Below are 19,561 nucleotides of genomic sequence, written 5' to 3'. Positions count from 1 at the left end.
GTCTGCCTCAGCCGAGGCCGGGACCGACGCGGATCGCGTCGGCGGCGTCGAGGGCGAGTTCGATGTTCTCGTCGCCGACTCTGACCGCGATCGCCGAGGCGGCCGAGCTGATCGATCTCACCTGCAGCTTCGTGCCGATGACGATTCCACGATCGGTGAGGTAACGCAGCAGTTCAGGCGACCGGTCGGAGACGCGCACGACCTCGACCTCGACGCCCGGGGCGGTCTCCTGCAGCCGCCGGCTCGGGAAATCGGCTGTGTGCCCGTCGGCATCGGGAATCGGATCGCCGTGCGGGTCACGCTGCGGGCTTCCCAACGCTGCGTTCATCCGTTCGAGCACGAGATCGGAGACGGCATGTTCGAGTCGATCCGCCTCGTCATGGACCTGATCCCAGGTCAGCCCCAGAGCCTCGACGAGGTAGGACTCGACGATGCGGTGGCGTCTGACGATCTCGACGGCGATCTGCCGGCCCACATCGGTGAGCACGATCTGCCCGTAGGGTTCGTAGTCGATGTAGCCGTCGCGAGCGAGCTTCTTGAGGTTCGCCGACACCGTCGAGGCGGTCACTCCCAGCTGTTCGGCCATCTCGGTGGTGGCGGGGCGACCGCCGGGCCATTCGTAGGCCTTCCAGATGAGGGTGACATAGTCCTCGACCATGCGAGTGACAGAGGGGCGCGGCATGATCGTCATTCTACGCGCGGGTACCGGTCGACTTCGGGTCGGCGGACATTGTGACGGGCGGTTCGCGCTCCGGATCGGCCGCCTCGGCGGGGTCTGCACCGTCGTCACTGCGCTGCGGTCTGCGGAACGGGGCAGCGAGCGTGGGGAGGATGTCACTGCGGTGGAGGATAAGGAAGACGATCGCCAGCACCGCTTGGATCGCGGAGAGGACATAGCGGCCGGAGGTGTCCGTGACGAAGAACTGCACCCCGAAGAGCGCGGCGAGTCCCAGCGCTGGTGCCCAGTGGAAGCGCAGGGCCAAGATGATCGCCACACCGAGGAGGGTCTGCGTGGCCGTGAGCGTGAACTCCTCGATCTGCCGCCCGTCCAGAGGCAGCCCGAGACCACCCCCACCCGCGAAATGCGCGATCGGCAGGGAGCCGACGAGCAGGCTCCATTGGTTGACCTTCGAGGCGATGAGTGTGCCGATGGCGGCCCCGCCCATGCCGCGCAGGGCGAACATTGCTGCGATGATGAACTCGGGGGCCTCCGAGGCCAGCGGGGCCAGCCACTGGACGAGGAAGTAGCTGTCGATGCCCAACGCCGAACCCGAGGCCACGAGCGCCTCGGCGAACGGTTCGGCAGACAGCAGGATGATCGCTGCCGAGACGACGAACATCGTCACCACCGTGATCCGACGGGCCTTCTGCGGCATGGCGACGATGAGAGCCGCGGCGCCGACGAACTCCTCTTCGTCATCGCCGGCGGCCTGCCCGGCCCGCCACAGATAAGCGACGAAGATGAGCACGAGGGCTGAGCCGAACCAGATGGGGATGCTGCCGAGCAGCGGAATGGCGAAGGCGATCACACCGAGGATGACGAGGAAGCCGATGTCCATCCGGCTGCCCGAGTCGATGTGCAGGGAATGCTGGAAGGGGGACTTCGTCCGCTTGGCCATGCGGCGGGCGACGAGGAGGGCGATGATGACGACGAGCGGCCACCCGAAGCCGAGCAGAAGTCGGTTCGATCCGGTCATATTCGCCGCCGCGAAGTGCAGGTAATCCGGATCCGTTCCGGAGCGGAACGCGTAGTAGAGGTCCACGGCGTATTCCGGGAGGACCGCGATGAGGGCGAGCAGGGCGATCGCGAGAGCACCCGAGATGTCCTTCTGCGCCGCCTCGGCGGCCCAGGCCAGGAGGAAGGCGGCCGCGACGATGGCGGCGCCGAACGCGAGGAGCTCGAGAACCGAGGCGAGTTCGATGCCGGTGATGCGCAGCACCACGGCGGGTGCGGCGATGACGAGGCAGATCGCGATACGGCGGATGATTGCGGTGGGCATATCTCAAGACTTCCCGCCGCGAATCGGGTGTGTCTACGCACAACTGAGACTTAGACGTCTCCAACAATTGCGGCGGGCCCCGGGATCCGCTTGTTTCTGGGGATCACACGGCCCGTTGAAACGGGTAGGTGTGCCTCAGATCACCGGAGTTCGGAGAGTGCCGCGGCGAGGTATTCTGCAGACGGCCCCTGCCCGGCGTCGACGATGTCGGCGGGGGCGCCGGTCGCCACGACCCGGCCGCCGTCATCACCGGCGCCGGGGCCGAGTTCGACGACGTGATCGGCGACTGCCACGACGCGCATATCGAGTTCGACCATGATGACCGTGTTGCCGGCGTCGACGAGGGTCTGCAGGTGTGCGACGAGCCGGTCGGCATCCGCACAATGCAGTCCGGAAGTGGGTTCGTCGAGCACGTAAAGGGTGTCACCGCGCTGGGAGCGCTGGAGCTCGCTGGCGAGTTTGACCCGCTGCGCCTCGCCGCCGGAGAGCTCGGTGGCGGGTTGGCCGAGGCGCAGATAGCCGAGGCCGACGTCGATGAGTGCGGTCAGGGAGCGCATGATGTCGAATTCGCCGGTGAAGAAGTCGTGGGCTTCCTCGACGCTCATCCCCAGGATCTCGGCGATATTGCGTCCGCGCCACAGGATCTCCAGGGTGCTCGATTGGAAGCGGGTGCCGTGGCAGTCGGGACACTCGGTGTAGACCGAGGGCAGGAACAGCAGCTCGACCATGACCAATCCTTCACCTTCGCAGGTGGGGCACCGTCCGCCGGCGACGTTGAAGGAGAAGCGACCGGGCTTGTAACCGCGCTCTCTGGCCTCAGGCGTCTCGGCGAAGCGGCGACGCACATGGTCGAACAGGCCCGTATAGGTGGCGACGTTGGACCGGGGCGTGCGGCCGATGGGCCTCTGATCGATGCTCACCACCCGTCGGATCCCGGTGAGTTCCCCGGTGACGGTGCCCTCAAGCTCCTCGGGTTCGTCAGTGAGCAGGAGCTCGTCATCATCGGACGCGGGTTCATCAGCAGTTGTGGAGGTGCCCAGTCGGTCGCCGACGATGGCCGGGAGCACCTGGCTGACGAGGCTGGACTTGCCCGAACCCGATACTCCGGTCACGGCGGTCAGCGAGCCCAGCGGCAGATCGAGGCTGATGTCGTGGAGATTGTTGCGGCGGATGTTCTCAAGGTGCATCCAGCCTCGCGGCTGCCGGGGTTCGTGGGGTTCGAGTCCACGTCCGCCGAAGACATAGCCCCTGGTCACGGATTCGTCGATCTCGGCAAGTCCGGCCGTAGGTCCGCTGTAGAGGACGTCTCCGCCGCGTTCGCCGGCGCCGGGTCCGATGTCGACGAGCCAGTCGGCATGGCGCATGATGTCCACGGAGTGTTCGACGACGAAGAGGCTGTTCCCGCGGTCCTTCAACCCGTCGAGGATGCCCAGCAGGGCATCCACGTCCTGCGGGTGAAGGCCGGCGGAGGGTTCGTCGAGCACGTAGACGACGCCGAAGAGGTCCGAGGTCAGCTGAGTGGCCAATCGCAACCGCTGCAGCTCACCTCCGGACAGCGTCGGTGTGGTCCGATCGAGTGAGAGGTACCCGAGACCGAGATCGACGATCGGCCGGAGCCGATCGATGAGACCCTCGCCGAGGCGGACGAACGCGGCGAGCTTGTCCGCAGCCGGGTGGTCGTCTGCCTCCGTAGCCGCCTTCGCCGAGGCGACCTCATCGCGGAGGACGGACATGAGTTCATGCAGCGGCAGCGCGGAGAATTCGGCGATGTCGAGACCGGCGATCGTCACCGACAGAGCGTCGGGTCTGAGTTTCTTTCCGTGGCACACGGGGCAGGGACCGGCACTGAGGAATTCGGCGACGCGCCGTTTCATCCCGGCGCTCTTCGTGTTCGCAAACGTGTCGAGCACGTACTTCCGGGCTCCGACGAAGGTTCCCGAGTAGGTCGGTTCGGCGCCTGCTGCGATCGCTTCGCGCGCCTCGTCCAGCGTCAGCCGGGAGTGGACGGGAAGGTGCGGAGTCTCTTCCGTGTAGAGGATCCAATCGCGGTGTTCGCGCGGCAGGTCCTGCCAGGGGACATCGACGTCGTAGCCGAGAGCGACGAGCACATCGCGCAGCTGGTGGCCGTGCCAGGCCTTCGGCCAGGAAGCGATGGCGCGCTCCCGGATCGTCAGCGTCGGATCCGGGACCATCTTGTCCTCGGGCACCTCGTAGACGCGGCCGATTCCGTGGCATTCCGGGCAGGCACCTTCGACGGTGTTCGTCGAAAAATCCTCGGCCAACAGCATCGACTGCCCCTCCGGGTACCGTCCCGCCCGTGAGTAGAGCATGCGCACGAGGCTGGACACCGTGGTGATGCTGCCGACGCTCGAGCGTGCGCTGCGCCCGCCGCGCTGCTGCTGCAGGGCGACTGCCGGCGGCATTCCCGTGATCGAATCGACGTCGGGGACCCCTGCCTGATCGATGAGCCGGCGGGCATACGGTGCCACGGATTCGAGGTAGCGGCGTTGGGACTCGGCAAAGAGGGTGCCGAAGGCCAGGGAGGATTTGCCCGATCCGGACACTCCGGTGAACACGACGAGCGCATCCCGGGGCACGGTGAGATCGACGTTGCGCAGATTGTGTTCCCTGGCCCCGCGGACTCGCACGTCCGGCTGGATCTCGGTCGAGGATGTCGGAGCCGAGGGCACAGAGGAGGTCATGAGGTCACCGTACCAAGGTCGGGACCTCCGATCACCGAGGTGGCCGACAACAGAACCCCTCGTTCCGGGAAATTCGGAACGAGGGGTTCGATGTGCCTCAGTCGACCGCTGTCATGGGCCGACCTTTATTCGGCGGGGCCGACCGTCATTCGACGGGGCTGGCCTCGGTCGGTTCGACCACCTCGGCGGGGTACTCTTCCTGGTCCTCCGGCTTGCGGATGAAGAACGCGAGGACGATCGGGACGATCGCGATGACCGTCGCCAACAGGAACGCGGCGTGACCGCCGGGGGCACCCGCCTCGGGGACGGACTTGCCCTCCGCCTGACCCGAGTGCAGGGCCGCGGAGTAGATCGAGATGAGCAGCGCGGTGCCGGCTGCTCCCGCGACCTGCTGCAGGGTGTTGAGCGCTGCCGAACCATGGGAGTACAGGTGGCGCTCCAGCGATCCCAGCGAGGCGGAGAACAGCGGGGTGAACGATGCGGCCAGGCCCAGTGACATGACGATCTGGACGATGATGAGCAGCCAGATCGGCGTTCCCACGCCGGCCGTCGAATACGCGAACATCGAGGACGCGATCATGATCGTGCCGGGCACGAGGAGCGTCTTCGGTCCGCGGGCGTCGTAGATCCGCCCCATCACCGGTCCGAGCAGACCCATGATCACCGAACCGGGCAGAAGCACGAGACCGGACTGGGTGGCACCGAGTCCGACGACGCTCTGCAGGTACAGCGGCAGCAGGGAGAAAGTGCCGAACATGGACAGTGCGACGACGGCCATGATGATGACCGAGAAGACGTAGTTCCGCGAATTGAACACGCGCAGGTCGAGCAGGGCGCGATCACCCTTCTGCAGGACGAGCTGACGCCATACGAAGAGCGCGAGGAAGACGACTCCGCCGCCGATCGTCGCCCACGCCAGGGTGCTCGTCGATCCGCCGCCTGCCTCACCGCCGTGGCCTCCGCCGAACTGGCTGAGGCCATAGACGATGCCGCCGAAGGCGAAGACGGACAGAACGATGGAGATGACATCGATCGGGGCGTGCGTCGACTCGCCGAGGTTGGTCATCCACTTCGCGCCGAGTGCCAGTGCGATGAGCGCGATGGGCAGGATGATGCCGAAGAGCCAGCGCCAGCCCAGCGAATCGAGGACGATGCCCGACATCGTCGGTCCGATGGCCGGGGCCAGCGAGATGACAAGGCCGACTCGACCCATCATCCGACCGCGCGAATGCGCCGGGACCACGTTCATCATCGTGGTCATCAGCAGGGGCATCATGATGCCGGTTCCTGCGGCTTGGACGATCCGTCCGATGAGGAGCAGCAGGAAGCCCTGCGAAACGAGGCAGATGAGGGTGCCCGCAGAGAACAGGATCATCGCGGCCAGGAAGATCTGGCGGGTGGTGAAACGCTGCAGGAGGAAACCGGTCGTCGGAATGACGACGGCCATGGTGAGCATGAAAGCGCTGGTCAGCCACTGGCCGAGCTCCGGAGGGATGTCGAGGGCCTTGTTGAGTTCGGGAATGGCGATGGCCATCGTCGTCTCATTGAGAATGGCCACGAAGGCAGCCACCAGCAGCAGCCAGATGACCTTCATACCGGCGGGGTCGATGGTGTCGTTATGCTGTGTCTGCGCGTGTGCGGGTGAGCTGTCGCTGGACAAGACGGTGCTCCGTTCGGATGTGTCTGAGGGGCCCGGGATGTGGGCGGAGGTCGCGCGCAGATGCCGAATCGACGCGCAGACGAAAGTGTCAACAGCATCTCAGACTAACGTATTCCCGAATACCTCCGACAGTGGGGAGAACCCGAAATCGCGGCGATCTTCGTCACTGCTCGCTCGGTCTCCTCAGCAGGTGTCGTATCGGTGGCCACGATCGCCGGCTGCGACGAGATCGCGGTCGCGCAGGATCATCCGCGGCGGACGATCCGGGACGGTGCAGACGTCGGCGAAGTCCAGCCCCGCCTCGGCGAGGGTGTCGGGATATTCGATGGCGAGGACACGGTCGCCGTAGATCTCGGTGTACGCAGTGCATTCGTCGAAGGCGGCGCATTCCTCGGCCACGGCGAAGTCGAAGCCGAGCTGAGAATGAGCGGTGTCGGCGAGCTCAGCGGCGTTCTTCTGTGCGACCGACAGACCATGGGCGTGGGCACGGTCGACATACGCGGCCGCGAGTTTCAGGGCACCGGTTCGGTCGATGTCGGGGAATCGGTCGGCCGTGTCGAGATTGTCGATCTCCACGGCGTCGAATCCGGATTCGGCGCAGCCGTCGATGACGGGGCCGATGACATCGAGGATCTGGGATCGTCGGTCTGCGGTCGAGGGGTCGAGGATGTGTTCGTCAGGCCAATCCGGGTCGACGACCAAGTCACCGACGGCATCGTGGAGCAGCAGGTCAGCGTGGTCGCGCCAGTCCGCAGCCTCGTCAGGTTGGGTCTGGAAGCCGTTGACGTAGCAGACGGAGTAGGCCCCGGTCAGCGGCGCGGCACCCGCGTCGCGGACGACGATATCGATGCGGCCCCGCGAATCCGGCAGCGAATCATAGGTTCCGCCGAGCTGGTAGTCGAAGGCTCCTGACGTCGGCAGCGAGGGAGCTCCTGAGGTCGGCATCGTCGATGGCGGCGAAGCGTTCGCTGAACAGCCGCCCATTGTCACCGCAATGCCGATGGCGACCGCGGCCGCCATCCACCGCGGTGGAATCGGGCTAAGCAGAGGTCTCATGGAAACACTGTAGACGGAGGCGGCCGGCATCGATGTCGCGGCGGAGTTCACACTCTCTTCGATTCGACGTATCGGATGTTCACTTAAGCGCTGTTAACGTCGGCAGAGGAAACGACCCGTCACCGAGGCGGATCGTCTCCTGGAAAGTCACTACCAGTCACACAGTCAAGCGGAACGAACGGATGAGAATGACTCTGAAGAACGTCACCACGAAGACCATGACAGCTGCGATGATCGCCGGAGCCGCCGTGCTCGGCTCCAGTTCGATCGCCTCCGCCGCCCAGCCGGCGGCACAGCCCGCCGCTTCCGCGGGAGCCGCCTCCGCCGCAGCCGAGAACTCGGCTGCGGACTCCGGCACCGCCTCGGCGAGCCCGGAGGCGGAGAAGAAGTTCTCGAACATCGGAGACTTCCTCAAGCACTACAAGGGCCAGTCGCTGGCGAACTCGCAGGGCGGCTACCAGGGAGAATGCGTCAGCCTCATCTCCCGGGCCCTCGAAGAGGTCCACGGCGTCGACCACGGAGCGTGGGGCAACGCCGTCGACTATCAGGCAGGCGGCTCCGGCGGTGACAAGATGAAGGCGAACGGCTTCACCTGGCACACCGACCAGAAGTTCAAGAACGGCGACATCCTCGTCTGGGGCGACGGCGACAACACCACCTCCTACGGTCACATCGGCATCTACTACGAAGGCCAGGTGTGGCACGAGAACTTCAACGGCGACCGCAGCCTGCACACCTATGACGGCCTCATCGATGGCTACTTGGGCTACTGGCGCGCCTGATAGGTTTTCGCAACGACGAAGGCTCCGAACCACATTGGTTCGGAGCCTTCGTTTTACGAGTGCTGTCTCAAAACTACTCGAGTGGAGGTAAGGGGACTCGAACCCCTAACCCTCTGCTTGCAAAGCAGATGCGCTACCAATTGCGCCATACCCCCGAAACGGGTTCACACCCTCACACCGAGTCGGTGTGTTCGGACCATTCGGCTTGGGCACTCTGGTTCTGGTGCCGCCACCCGAAGAACACTCCCAGTCCCACTAACGTGAGACCGCTGAGAATCCATCTTCTCATGATCCTCCTCGAAAGGAAATCCTGTTGTGACAGGACGTGGGCCTACCTGGACTTGAACCAGGGACCTCTTCGTTATCAGCGAAGCGCTCTAACCGCCTGAGCTATAGGCCCTCATCGGGTGAACCCGAAGTAAAACAATACCCATCGACCGCAGCTAAACACAAATCGACGCCCAGTGACCCCTCTCACACCCTCCCAGAACTACCTGACGGCGGCCCAGCAACCTCGCGCGAGGTTGCTGGGCCGCCGTCAGGTAGCAATTAGTCGTCGGTGAGGGTGAGGCTGAATCCGCCGGCGATGAGGGAGCCGATGTTGTAGATGAAGGCCGCAAGCGTCGACAGCGCCGTCATCAGCACGATGTTGATGACCGCGATGATGAAGCCGGCCGCGACGACCCGGCCGAAGCCGAAGATGCCGACGATCCGCTCGGCCGACTCTGCGCCGGCGAGCTCGCTCATCGTCGATTCGAGGCCGCTCATCACACCGGTCGCCTGCAGCACGACCCACAGGACGATGAAGGCGACGATCGTGGCGATGCCGATCGCCACGGACATGAGGAACGACATCTTCATGACCGACCACGGGTCGACCGCGGAGACGGTGAGGCGGACGGTGCGGGGGCCTTTCTTCTTCTTGCCCTTCCCGCTGTCGACCATGTTCTTCACACCCATCTTCACGCTGCCGGAGCTCGCGCGGACGGTGTTCGCGGCATTTCCCATCACCGAGGTGGCGCCGCGGTTGCCGCCGCCCGATCCCTGGGAGCCCGATCCCTGTGAACCGGAAGTCGGTGCGCCGGATCCCTGCGAACCGGTCTGAGCACCCGATCCCTGAGATCCGGTGTGTGCCGACGGCGTCGAGCCCGCCGAGGGTGCCCGGTTGGGCTTCGGCGAGGCCTTCGGAGCGGGAGGTGCGACGACGGTGGCGTTCTGGCTGTTCGGTCCCGAAGAGCCGCGACCGGGGCCGGATCCCTGTTTCGCGCCGGTTCCCGACCCGGAGTTCGAGCCTGAACCGCTTGCCGCAGCCGACTTGTCGTCCGACTTCGACGATCCGGCCGTCAGACGGGTCGAGCCGCTCGACGTGCGTATGATCTTGCCTGAGCCTGGCTGTTTGCTATCGCTCACTCTTCCACATCCTCGTTGCCGGTCTGAGGCTCTGCGACCTCACCTTCCGGGACTTCGGCATCGTCTTCGCTTTCGATCTCGTCTTCGACCTCGGCTTCGGGCCCACGGGTCACTGCGATAATACGATCTTTCTTATCCGGTTTCGCGAACACCACACCCATGGTGTTGCGTCCCTTCGCCGGAACTTCATCGATGCTCGACCGAACGATCTTACCGCGCTCCATGACCACGAGGACCTCCTCACCGTCTTCGACGATGAGTCCGCCTACCAAGTCTCCGCGCTGTTCGGTGATCTTCGCAACCCGGATTCCCAGACCGCCGCGCCCCTGCAGACGGTACTCGTCGACCGGGGTGCGCTTGGCGAACCCGGCTTCCGTGACGACGAAGACGTAGGTGTCCGGCCGAACGACGTCCATCGTGAGCAGCTCGTCGTCGTCCTTGAACTTCATACCTGTGACGCCACCGGTGACTCGGCCCAGGGGACGGATCGACTCGTCATCGGCGGCGAAGCGGATCGACATGCCCTTGCGCGAGATCAGCAGCAGGTGATCCTCAGCACCGACGATGCGGGCCGAGACCAGCTCATCGGGCTGACCCTTGTATTCGCGCAGGTTTATGGCGATGACACCGCCGGTGCGGTTCGAGTCGTACTCGCTCAGGCGGGTCTTCTTCACCACACCGGAACGAGTGGCGAGGATGAGGAAGTCGGCTACGTCGTAGTCCCGGATCGACAGCACCTGTGCGATCGTCTCACCTGGTTGGAGGGCGAGCAGGTTCGCTACGTGCTGGCCCTTAGCGTCCCGTGAGCCTTCTGGCAGCTCATAGGCCTTCGCCCGGTACACGCGACCGGTGTTCGTGAAGAACAGCAGCCAGTTGTGGGTCGAGGTGACGAAGAACTGTTCGACGACGTCGTCGCCGCGCAGTGCCGCGCCCTTGATGCCCTTGCCGCCACGGTGCTGGGCCCGGTAGAGGTGAGTCTGGGTCCGCTTCGCGTAACCGCCGCGGGTGATCGTGACGACGACCTCTTCCTCGGGGATGAGGTCCTCCATGGACACGTCTCCGTCGAATCCGGCGAGGATCTTCGTCCGGCGATCGTCACCGTAGCGCTCGACGATCTCGTCGAGTTCCTCGGACACGATCTCACGCTGGCGAGCCGGGGTTGCCAGGATGTGGTTGTACTCGGCGATCTGCTGCTCGATCTTCTCGGCCTCTTCCTGGATCTTCAGTCGCTCCAGTGCGGCCAGCCGGCGCAGCTGCAGGTCGAGGATCGCATTGGCCTGGAGTTCGTCGACCTCGAGCAGCTCCATCAGTCCGCTCCGCGCCTCGTCCGAGGACGGGGAGCGGCGGATCAGGGCGATGACCTCGTCGAGGGCGTCGAGGGCCTTGAGGTAGCCGCGCAGGATATGCGCGCGTTCCTCGGCCTTGCGCAGACGGAACTGCGTGCGACGGACGATCACTTCGATCTGGTGCTTGACCCACAGACGCAGGAAGGAGTCGATGCTCAGTGTGCGCGGCACGCTGTCGACGAGGGCCAGCATGTTCGCGGAGAAGTTCTCCTGCAGCGACGTGTGCTTGTACAGGTTGTTGAGCACGACCTTGGCCACGGCATCGCGCTTGAGCACGATGACCAGGCGCTGACCGGTGCGGCCCGAGGACTCGTCGCGCAGGTCGGCGATGCCGGCGACCTTGCCGTCCTTGACGTAGGAGGCGATCTTCGCAGCCAGGGTGTCCGGGTTGACCATGTACGGCAGCTGAGTGACGACGAGGCAGGTCCGGCCCTGGATCTCTTCGACCTCGACGACGGCGCGCTGGGTGATCGATCCGCGACCGGTGCGGTAGGTGTCCTCGATGCCCTTGCGACCGAGGACCGTCGCGCCCATCGGGAAGTCGGGTCCCTTGACGATGCCGAGGAGGGCCTCGAGCGCCTCTTCCTTGCTCGCCTCCGGGTGGGACAGCAGCCACTGTGCGCCCTGGGCGACCTCACGCAGGTTGTGGGGAGGAATGTTCGTGGCCATACCCACGGCGATGCCTGCCGAGCCGTTGACCAGCAGGTTCGGGAACCTGGAGGGCAGGACCATGGGTTCCTGGTTGCGGCCGTCATAGTTGTCCTGGAAGTCGACGGTGCCTTCTTCGATGTCCCGGACCATCTCCATGGCCAGGGGCGCCATCTTGCACTCGGTATAACGCGGTGCGGCCGCTCCGTCGTCGCCCGGGGAGCCGAAGTTGCCCTGACCGGCCACGAGCGGGTAGCGCATCGTCCACGGCTGCACGAGGCGGACCATGGCATCGTAGATCGCCGTGTCACCGTGCGGATGGTACTGGCCCATCACGTCGCCGACGACGCGCGAGCACTTGGAGAAGTTGCGGTCGGGGCGGTACCCGCCGTCGAACATCGCGTAGAGCACGCGGCGGTGGACGGGCTTGAGTCCGTCACGGACGTCGGGCAGGGCACGTCCGACGATCACGCTCATCGCGTAATCGAGGTACGACCTCTGCATCTCGAGGTTGAGATCAACCTGTTCGATCCGGTTGATTTCTGTTCCGATATCGTTCTCGTCGGCCAATGTGGGCTCTTCCCTTGTGTTCGAACCGTGTCCGGCTGGATCTCAGCCGTGTGCGGCGGCGATTGGTGCGTGCAAAGAATGGGGGCGGTGCATCCGGTCTCCCACCCTCACCGAGGCGGCTGCCCCGGTGAAGACGGACGATCAGATATCGAGGAAGCGGACGTCCTTCGCGTTCTCCTGGATGAAGCGGCGACGCGAATCCACGTCATCGCCCATGAGGACGGTGAAGATCTCGTCGGCGACGATCGCATCGTCGAGCGACACCTGCTTGAGCAGCCGGTGGTCGGGATCCATCGTCGTCTCCCACAGCTCCTCGTAGTTCATCTCGCCCAGACCCTTGTAGCGCTGGATCGCGAGATCCTTGGGCAGTCGCTTGCCGGCGGCCCGCCCGGTCTCGAGCAGTCCGTCGCGTTCCTTATCGGTGTAGGCGAACTGGTGCGGGGCGTTCGACCACTTGATGCGATAGAGCGGCGGGGTGGCGAGGTAGACGTAGCCGTGCTCGATGAGCGGCTTCATGTACCGGAAGATCAGCGTCAGCAGCAGGGTCGTGATGTGCTGACCGTCGACATCGGCGTCGGCCATGAGGACGATCTTGTGATAGCGCAGCTTCTCGAGATCGAACTCCTCACCGATGCCGGTGCCGAAGGCCGTGATCATCGCCTGGACCTCGTTGTTGCCCAGCGCACGGTCGAGTCGAGCCTTTTCGACGTTGAGGATCTTTCCGCGCAGCGGCAGGATAGCCTGAGTGTTCGGATTGCGGCCCTGAGTCGCCGAGCCGCCGGCCGAGTCACCCTCGACGATGAAGACTTCAGAGATCGACGGGTCCTTCGACTGGCAGTCCTTGAGCTTGCCGGGCATACCCGAAGACTCGAGCAGTCCCTTGCGGCGAGTGGCCTCACGAGCCTTGCGAGCGGCCAAGCGGGCCTGGGAGGCCTGCAGCGCCTTGCGCACGACGTCCTTGGCCTGGGCCGGGTTCGACTCGAACCAGTGTCCGAGTTCGTCGCGGACCACGCGCTGGACGAAGCCCTTGACCTCGGAGTTGCCGAGCTTCGTCTTCGTCTGCCCCTCGAACTGGGGATCGCCGAGCTTGACGGAGATGACGGCCGTGAGACCCTCGCGGATGTCATCGCCGGTGAGGTTCGGGTCCTTGTCGCGCAGCAGCTTCTGGTCCTTCGCATACGCATTGACCAGCGAGGTCAGAGCCGTGCGGAAGCCCTCCTCGTGGGTGCCGCCCTCATGGGTGTTGATGACGTTGGCGTAGGTGTGGACGGACTCGTTGTACGACGTCGTCCACTGCATCGCGATCTCGAGCGCGAGAGTCTGTTCGCCTTCTTCGGCTTCGAAGACGATGACATCAGGGTGGACAAGATCGGCCTTCTTCGTCGAGTTGAGGTACTCGACATAGTCGAGCAGACCGTTCGCGTACTCGTAGGTGACGGTGCGCGGCTTCCACTCGGTCGCCTCGTCCTCATCGATCTGGACATCGTCGTCATCGACTTCGTTGTGGCGCTCATCGGTGAGGCTGATCTTCAGGCCCTTGTTGAGGAAGGCCATCTGCTGGAAGCGCGCACGGAGGTACTCGTAGGAGAAGTCCGTGGTCTCGAAGATCGAGCCGTCCGGCCAGAAGGTCACGGTCGTGCCCGTCTCATCGGTGGCTTCGCCGCGCTGCAGTTCGCCGTTGGGCACACCACGGTCGAAGTCCATCGTCCACACGTAGCCGTCGCGCCTGACCTCGACCTCGAGTCGTTCGGACAATGCGTTGACGACGGTCGAACCCACACCGTGGAGACCGCCTGCCACGGCGTATCCGCCGCCGCCGAACTTACCGCCGGCGTGGAGGATCGTGAGGATCACCTCGACGGTCGGCTTGCCTTCCGTCGGGTGCATCGCCACCGGCATTCCACGGCCGTCATCGGCGACACGGACGCCTCCGTCGGCGAGGATGGTGACCTCGATATGATCGCAGTAGCCGGCCATCGCCTCGTCGACCGAGTTGTCGACGATCTCCTGAACGAGGTGGTGGAGACCACGTTCCGAGGTCGAACCGATGTACATGCCGGGCCGTTTCCGGACTGCCTCGAGACCCTCGAGAACAGTGATGTCGCCGGCATCATAATGAGGCTGATCCTCGGTCGTCATATGACTCCTTGTTCGGATGGTCGCTATCAGCTCCCCATTCTACCGCGCCGCACGCTGAAATGCCCGTAAGCGGCCTGTGAAGGCATATTTCCCGAATTTTCGTGCCGCAGATGTACCCCCGGACAGGTGAGGTAGCGGCTATGGCCGTTTAAGGCCCTCTGTGTTCTTCTCAGAAATACAGGGATTCTTCCCGGAATTTCGCCGAGGCGGCTGCCCACTTCACCCGAATGTGTCCCGGGGTCCGCGGCCGGCCACCGATCGTCGACCGCGTTTGAAGCTGCGTCCCTGTGGCCCCTTGATCTCGATCTCGGTGATCGTCGCCGAACCCAGCCCTTCCTCGAGTCTGCGCAGGATCGTCGGTTTGAGCACCCGCAGCTGGGTCGCCCAGGTCGTCGAGTCTGCGGCGATGACGAGCAGGGGAGGAGAGAAGTCGACGGGCGTCGCGTGCTGGGCCACCTGGGGTCCGACGAGGTCGGGCCACCGGCCGAGCACCTTGCCGATGTCGAGTGAGGACGACCAGCCGCGGTCCGTGATGAGCGACCCGAGCACGGATGACACGGTCTTCGGGTCACGGCCGTCACGACCCGATCCGGAGTAGACGGCTTCGCCGCGCAGGCGGGAACGGCGACGGCTGCGGACGAACTTCGCTTCGGTGACCTCCATCCGTCGGACTCGGTCGAGGGCTTCGAGTGCGGCGACGGGAGTGGAGTAGTCCCGGTCGATGCCGCTCATGATGCGCCGCTCTGCAGAAGTCGGGACTGGTCGATCCGGATTCCTTCGAGACCATCGGGCAGATCGGAGTCGACGGCCGCGGTGATGAAGACCTGTTCGGCCGATGTCACTCTGGACGCCAGACGCTGACGCCGACCGGTGTCGAGTTCGGCGAAGACGTCATCGAGGACGAGGATCGGCTGTTCAGCGGCGCTTCCGGCATCGGCGGAGAGCAGATCCCACCCTGCCAGCTGCATGGCCAACGCCAGCGACCAGGTCTCTCCGTGAGAGGCATAGCCTTTCGCCGGATGGGTTCCGATCATCAGGGACAGATCATCGCGACCGGGTCCGTGCAGGGTCAGTCCGCGCTCGATCTCAGTCGTGCGGCGACGATCGAGGGCCGCCAGCAGCAGCTCCTTGCAGTCGGCAGCGGATGCTGCCTGCGAGTAGTCGATGCGCGAATCGTAGGCGATGTGGGCGCCTTGCCGTTCCAGTCGGGCATCGGCTGCGATATAGGCGAAGTTCGTCTGCAGCGGCTCGACGATATCGGCGAGGATCCGCTGTCGCCCGAAGACGAGTTCGGCAGCGGAGTCCGCGTAGGCCATATTCCAGATGTCGAGTGTCGCCTCGAGGCCGGGATCGCGGTCCTCGCGGAGCCGTTTGAGCAGAGCATTGCGCTGTTTGAGTGCCCGTTCGAAGTCCGTGATGATCGAAGCGAAGCGCGGATTGCGCGCCACGACGAGCGTGTCGATCCACGACCGGCGTTCGGCCGGTTCACCGCGGACCAGACTGAGATCCTCGGGAGCGAAGACGACGCAGGAGACGAGGCCGAGGATGTCCTTGAGCTTCACCGCATTGCGGTTGACCCGGGCCCGGTTGGCACCTTTGGCCTGGATAGTCACCTCGACGGTGGCATGCCGCTGATCCCGGTTGACCAGTGCGGACACCGTTGCGGCCGGGCGCCCCTCGAGGACGAGCGGAGCGTCGAAGGCCACCCGATGGGAGCGCTGATGAGCGAGGTATCCGATCGCCTCGACGATATTGGTCTTCCCGGTCCCATTGTCGGCCACGAATGTGGTGACTCCGGGTGAGAACTCGAGGTCGAGCTCTGGATACGACCGATAGTCACGCAGGGAGAGTCGGGATATCCACATTCAGATGCGCGTGGGCATGAGCAGATAGCGATAGGACTCGTCGGCAGGACCGTCGAGTTCCTTCTGCCCGGAGATGATGACCGGCTTCATCGGCTGCGTGAAGGAGAAGTTCACGTACGGGCTCTCGACAGCGGCGAGACCTTCGGCGATGTAGTGCGGGTTGAAGCCGACGGTGATCTCGTCGCCCTGGAGGGTGGCTTCGACGGCTTCGGAGGCCTGAGCGTCGTCACCGGTGCCGGCGTGGAGGGTGAGCATGCCGTCGGTGACCTCGAAGCGCAGCGGGGTGTTGCGTTCTGCCACGAGTGAGACGCGGCGAACGGCTTCGCGCAGCACGGCGGTCTCGACGATGGCATGGATCGGAACCGAATCCGGGAACAGAGACCGGACCTTCGGGTACTCGCCCTCGATGAGCAGCGAGGTGGTGACTCGACCCGCCGAGGTGAAGGAGATGAGGTCCTTGCCGGCATCGGTGCTCAGGCCGATCGTGACATCGCCGCCGAGGGACTTCGAGACATCGGAGAGCGTGCGTCCGCGCAGCAGAGCCACGGCCGAGACGTCGGGGCGTCCCGGGTTCCAGGTGAACTCGCGAACGGCCAGACGATAGCGGTCGGTGGCGAGCATCGTGACTTTCTCGCCCTCGATCTCGACTCTCACGCTGGTGAGGATCGGCAGGGTGTCGTCCTTCGAGGTCGCGATCGTGACCTGTGAGACGGCGTTCTGGAACTCACCGGCCGAAACGGTGCCCGAGTCGTCGGGGATCTGCGGCAGCGCGGGGTATTCGGCCACAGGCATCGTCATGAGTGAGAAGCGCGAGGATCCGCAGGTCACGTCGACCTTCGCATCGATCTGTTCGAGAGTGACCTCTTGGTTCGGCAGAGCCTTGGAGATGTCGGCGAGCAGACGCCCGGAGACGAGGACCGTTCCTGCGGAGGCGACGTCGGCAACGATCTCGACGCGGGATGAGACTTCATAGTCGAAGACGGCCAGACGCACTGTGCCGCCGGCTTCGGCGGTGATGAGAATACCGGTGAGGACCGGAGCGGAAGGACGGTTGGGCAGAGTCTTGGTCGCCCAGGCAACAGCGTCAGCGAGAACGTCGCGATTGACTTTGAACTTCAAGGGGGATGCTTCCGCGTTCACTTTACTCCTTCGGGGTGGCCACCCGACCTGCACTGGGCATCTGGCACGAGATTCCGGGTTGCGAGTCGCAGGCTCGATACTGCTCGGAAAACTTTACACAGCCTATCCGATTTGTGCCCACCTCAGGAGTGCCGGCCGAAAAGGGATGCCAGGGGTGCTCAGCGAGCGAATCTCGCATTCGAGAATCAGCCGAGATCCTGTGTTCGAATATTCTGCAGGTCCGAGACTCTTTCAGTCTCGAGCTTGTGAGCTCGAAGCTCATCCACCGCAGCAGTCGGTGGCGGTCGCCCTCTTAAGAGTTGAATTCACTTGGTAGAAGTATCAGCACCTGTGGAGACTGTGGACAGGTGCCGCTTACCCCAGAGTAATCAAGGGTTCTGAGCCATTATGAGCTTGTGGATGCCATGTGCACCGCGACCGAGGCGTCGGTGGGCGCTTGGGTAAACACAAGCATGTAGTTCACATCTTTCCACCCGTGGAGCAGTTCTGTCCACCGTTCTGTCCCCAAGCTGTGAGCAATTGTCCCCAGGGTTATCCACAGATGTGTATGACGTCTTCTATAGGCGGTGCTGTTGTTTAATGCGGTTTGTGAGTTCGGTGACCTGGGTGTAGACGGCCCGTCGTTCGGCCATCTGAGTTCGAATCTTCTTGTTCGCGTGCATCACGGTGGTGTGATCGCGTCCACCGAACGCCTGTCCGATCTTCGGCAGGGAGAGGTCGGTGAGCTCGCGGCACAGGTACATGGCGATCTGCCTGGCCGTCGTCAGCGTCCTGGACCGGGAGGTTCCGCACAGGTCATCGAGGGTGAGGCTGAAGTAGGCAGCGGTCTGGCCCATGATGTCCGCGGCCGTGACCGCAGGGGTGTCATCGGGGGTGATGAAGTCCTTGAGCACGGTCTCGGCCAAGGAGACGTCGATCTGCTGATCGTTGAGGTTGGCGAATGCCGTGACCCGGATGAGAGCGCCTTCGAGTTCGCGGATGTTCGAGGACACACGGGAGGCGATGTATTCGAGGACATCGTCGGGAACATCGAGCTGCTCGGCTGCGGCCTTGCGGCGTAGAATCGCGAACCGAGTCTCCATATCCGGCGGCTGCACGTCCGTGAGCAGACCCCATTCGAATCGGGAGCGCAGCCGCTCTTCGAAGCCCTTGAGCATCTTCGGCGGCTGATCGGAGGTGATGACGACCTGTTTGGCCTCATTGTGCAGAGCGTTGAACGTATGGAAGAACTCTTCGACGGTCGCATCCTTGCCCTGCAGGAACTGGATGTCGTCGATCATGAGGATGTCGACCTCACGGTAGCGGCGCTGGAATGCCGGACGCAGAGCATTCGAGGTTTTCGATGAGCCGATCGTATTGATGAAGTCGTTGACGAACTCTTCGCTGGAGACGTACTTCACTCGGATCTCCGGGAACAGCTGAGTCGCGTAGTAGCCGATCGCATGGAGCAGATGGGTCTTGCCCAATCCCGAGTCCCCATAGATGAACAGAGGATTGTAGGCCTTGGCCGGTGCCTCGGCGACAGCGAAGGCCGCTGCATGGGCGAACCTGTTGGAAGCGCCGATGACGAAGGTATCGAAGGTGTACTTCGGATTGAGCTGAGCGACGCCGGGAGCATCGACGGGCGGGCCCATCGGGGCGGCGGTCGCCTCGGCGATCTTCATCTCACGGTCGGTCATCCCGGAATCGTCGGGAGCCTGAGGCTGCGAGGCGGGCGTCTGCGCTGCCGGCGGTGCCGATGCCTGCGCCTGCGGCATCTGGGTGTCCGAGGTCTGCGCGGCCGGCTGGCCCTGGTTTGGCTGGGCGGATTCGGGCGTCGAATGATCGGCGGGGACCGGTCGGACCGGTTCGGCCGCCTCGGTGGGGATGGGTTCCGGCGATTCCGTCGCCGAGGTGGAGGTGGCCGGATCGATGGGAACCTGAGTTCCCGGTGTCGGCTCTCCGATGAGTTCTTCGAAGCGGATCGGCACGTCGAGCTCGGGATCGACGACGAAGCCGAATGTCACTTCGAACCCGAGGACCTTGGAGAACTCCCTGGTCAGGGGGCCGAGCAGTCGAGTCTCGATGGTGCGGCGGGTGTGTTCTTCGCGCACGGCGAGAAGGATGAGGGCATTGTCGACGAGGGCCTTCGGCACGGCGAGGGAGAGGAATCCCTTCTGGTGCGACGAGAGGTCCGGGTCCTTTTCCAGGTTTGAGACCACCGTGTGCCAGCGGCTGATGAGCTCATTCTTGGAATTCGACAC

General features: G+C 64.2%; 13 protein-coding genes and 2 tRNA genes. 1 reads left to right on the top strand and 14 read right to left on the bottom strand.

Annotated features, from left to right (window positions below):
• Positions 1-7: 7 nt before the first annotated feature.
• The 5 genes from ACOZ9V_RS00075 to ACOZ9V_RS00055 all read right to left on the bottom strand — a co-directional run bounded on the left by ACOZ9V_RS00075 (position 8) and on the right by ACOZ9V_RS00055 (position 7,418).
• Complete coding sequence (locus ACOZ9V_RS00075; RefSeq protein ID WP_139467613.1) at positions 8-682, bottom strand: metal-dependent transcriptional regulator; 675 nt, start codon at positions 680-682, stop codon at positions 8-10.
• A 10-nt stretch (positions 683-692) separates the two neighbouring features.
• Positions 693-2,000 carry a sodium:proton exchanger gene (locus tag ACOZ9V_RS00070; RefSeq protein WP_434592595.1) on the bottom strand — a complete coding sequence of 436 codons (1,308 nt, stop codon included), beginning with the start codon at positions 1,998-2,000 and terminating at the stop codon, positions 693-695.
• A gap of 140 nt (positions 2,001-2,140) precedes the next feature.
• On the bottom strand, positions 2,141-4,702 hold the full coding sequence (locus tag ACOZ9V_RS00065; RefSeq protein ID WP_181271225.1) for an excinuclease ABC subunit UvrA: 2,562 nt from the start codon (positions 4,700-4,702) through the stop codon (positions 2,141-2,143).
• A 145-nt stretch (positions 4,703-4,847) separates the two neighbouring features.
• The gene (locus ACOZ9V_RS00060) at positions 4,848-6,296 is read right to left on the bottom strand and encodes an MDR family MFS transporter (protein ID WP_434595451.1); all 1,449 of its coding nucleotides are present in this window, start codon (positions 6,294-6,296) and stop codon (positions 4,848-4,850) included.
• A gap of 249 nt (positions 6,297-6,545) precedes the next feature.
• Positions 6,546-7,418 carry an endo alpha-1,4 polygalactosaminidase gene (locus ACOZ9V_RS00055; protein WP_434592592.1) on the bottom strand — a complete coding sequence of 291 codons (873 nt, stop codon included), beginning with the start codon at positions 7,416-7,418 and terminating at the stop codon, positions 6,546-6,548.
• 188 nt (positions 7,419-7,606) lie between these two features.
• On the opposite strand from ACOZ9V_RS00055, the gene ACOZ9V_RS00050 reads away from it, so the two are divergent.
• A complete protein-coding gene (locus ACOZ9V_RS00050; protein WP_434592589.1) occupies positions 7,607-8,200 on the top strand; it encodes a CHAP domain-containing protein in 594 nt (197 codons plus the stop codon).
• Positions 8,201-8,282: 82 nt separating this feature from the next.
• On the opposite strand, the gene ACOZ9V_RS00045 is transcribed toward ACOZ9V_RS00050, so the two are convergent.
• The 9 genes from ACOZ9V_RS00045 to dnaA form a co-directional block, all read right to left on the bottom strand.
• Positions 8,283-8,355 (bottom strand) — tRNA-Ala (locus ACOZ9V_RS00045).
• Positions 8,356-8,526: 171 nt separating this feature from the next.
• Positions 8,527-8,600, bottom strand: a tRNA-Ile gene (locus ACOZ9V_RS00040).
• A 149-nt stretch (positions 8,601-8,749) separates the two neighbouring features.
• Positions 8,750-9,610 (bottom strand): DUF3566 domain-containing protein, encoded by an 861-nt coding sequence (locus ACOZ9V_RS00035; RefSeq protein ID WP_229664213.1) that lies wholly within the window; start codon positions 9,608-9,610, stop codon positions 8,750-8,752.
• Positions 9,607-12,174 (bottom strand): DNA gyrase subunit A, encoded by a 2,568-nt coding sequence (gyrA, locus tag ACOZ9V_RS00030; RefSeq protein ID WP_139909532.1) that lies wholly within the window; start codon positions 12,172-12,174, stop codon positions 9,607-9,609. Before gyrA ends, ACOZ9V_RS00035 begins: the two co-directional genes overlap by 4 nt.
• Before the next feature lie 141 nt (positions 12,175-12,315).
• Positions 12,316-14,313, bottom strand: a complete 1,998-nt coding sequence (gene gyrB / locus ACOZ9V_RS00025; RefSeq protein WP_139467608.1) for a DNA topoisomerase (ATP-hydrolyzing) subunit B — start codon at positions 14,311-14,313, stop codon at positions 12,316-12,318.
• 219 nt (positions 14,314-14,532) lie between these two features.
• Positions 14,533-15,045, bottom strand: coding sequence for a DUF721 domain-containing protein (locus tag ACOZ9V_RS00020; RefSeq protein ID WP_101546518.1), 513 nt, complete (start codon positions 15,043-15,045; stop codon positions 14,533-14,535).
• The gene (recF, locus tag ACOZ9V_RS00015; RefSeq protein WP_172173137.1) at positions 15,042-16,178 is read right to left on the bottom strand and encodes a DNA replication/repair protein RecF; all 1,137 of its coding nucleotides are present in this window, start codon (positions 16,176-16,178) and stop codon (positions 15,042-15,044) included. The genes ACOZ9V_RS00020 and recF overlap by 4 nt, the downstream gene beginning before the upstream one ends.
• Complete coding sequence (dnaN, locus tag ACOZ9V_RS00010; RefSeq protein WP_172173149.1) at positions 16,179-17,318, bottom strand: DNA polymerase III subunit beta; 1,140 nt, start codon at positions 17,316-17,318, stop codon at positions 16,179-16,181.
• Positions 17,319-17,875: 557 nt separating this feature from the next.
• Positions 17,876-19,561, bottom strand: a complete 1,686-nt coding sequence (gene dnaA, locus ACOZ9V_RS00005) for a chromosomal replication initiator protein DnaA (protein ID WP_181272177.1) — start codon at positions 19,559-19,561, stop codon at positions 17,876-17,878.

The sequence above is a fragment of the Brevibacterium sp. 1718 genome (assembly GCF_051131255.1).
GTDB lineage: Bacteria > Actinomycetota > Actinomycetes > Actinomycetales > Brevibacteriaceae > Brevibacterium > Brevibacterium sediminis.
The sequence above is the reverse complement of the archived record's forward strand: the minus strand, read 5'-3'. Positions and strand labels throughout refer to the sequence as shown.

Coding starts and splice junctions, on each gene's coding strand:
- ACOZ9V_RS00075 (WP_139467613.1), bottom strand. CDS start 682: ATGCCGCGCCCCTCTGTCACTCGCATGGTCGAGGACTATGTCACCCTC.
- ACOZ9V_RS00070 (WP_434592595.1), bottom strand. CDS start 2,000: ATGCCCACCGCAATCATCCGCCGTATCGCGATCTGCCTCGTCATCGCC.
- ACOZ9V_RS00065 (WP_181271225.1), bottom strand. CDS start 4,702: ATGACCTCCTCTGTGCCCTCGGCTCCGACATCCTCGACCGAGATCCAG.
- ACOZ9V_RS00060 (WP_434595451.1), bottom strand. CDS start 6,296: ATGAAGGTCATCTGGCTGCTGCTGGTGGCTGCCTTCGTGGCCATTCTC.
- ACOZ9V_RS00055 (WP_434592592.1), bottom strand. CDS start 7,418: ATGAGACCTCTGCTTAGCCCGATTCCACCGCGGTGGATGGCGGCCGCG.
- ACOZ9V_RS00050 (WP_434592589.1), top strand. CDS start 7,607: ATGACTCTGAAGAACGTCACCACGAAGACCATGACAGCTGCGATGATC.
- gyrB (WP_139467608.1), bottom strand. CDS start 14,313: ATGACGACCGAGGATCAGCCTCATTATGATGCCGGCGACATCACTGTT.
- ACOZ9V_RS00020 (WP_101546518.1), bottom strand. CDS start 15,045: ATGAGCGGCATCGACCGGGACTACTCCACTCCCGTCGCCGCACTCGAA.
- recF (WP_172173137.1), bottom strand. CDS start 16,178: ATGTGGATATCCCGACTCTCCCTGCGTGACTATCGGTCGTATCCAGAG.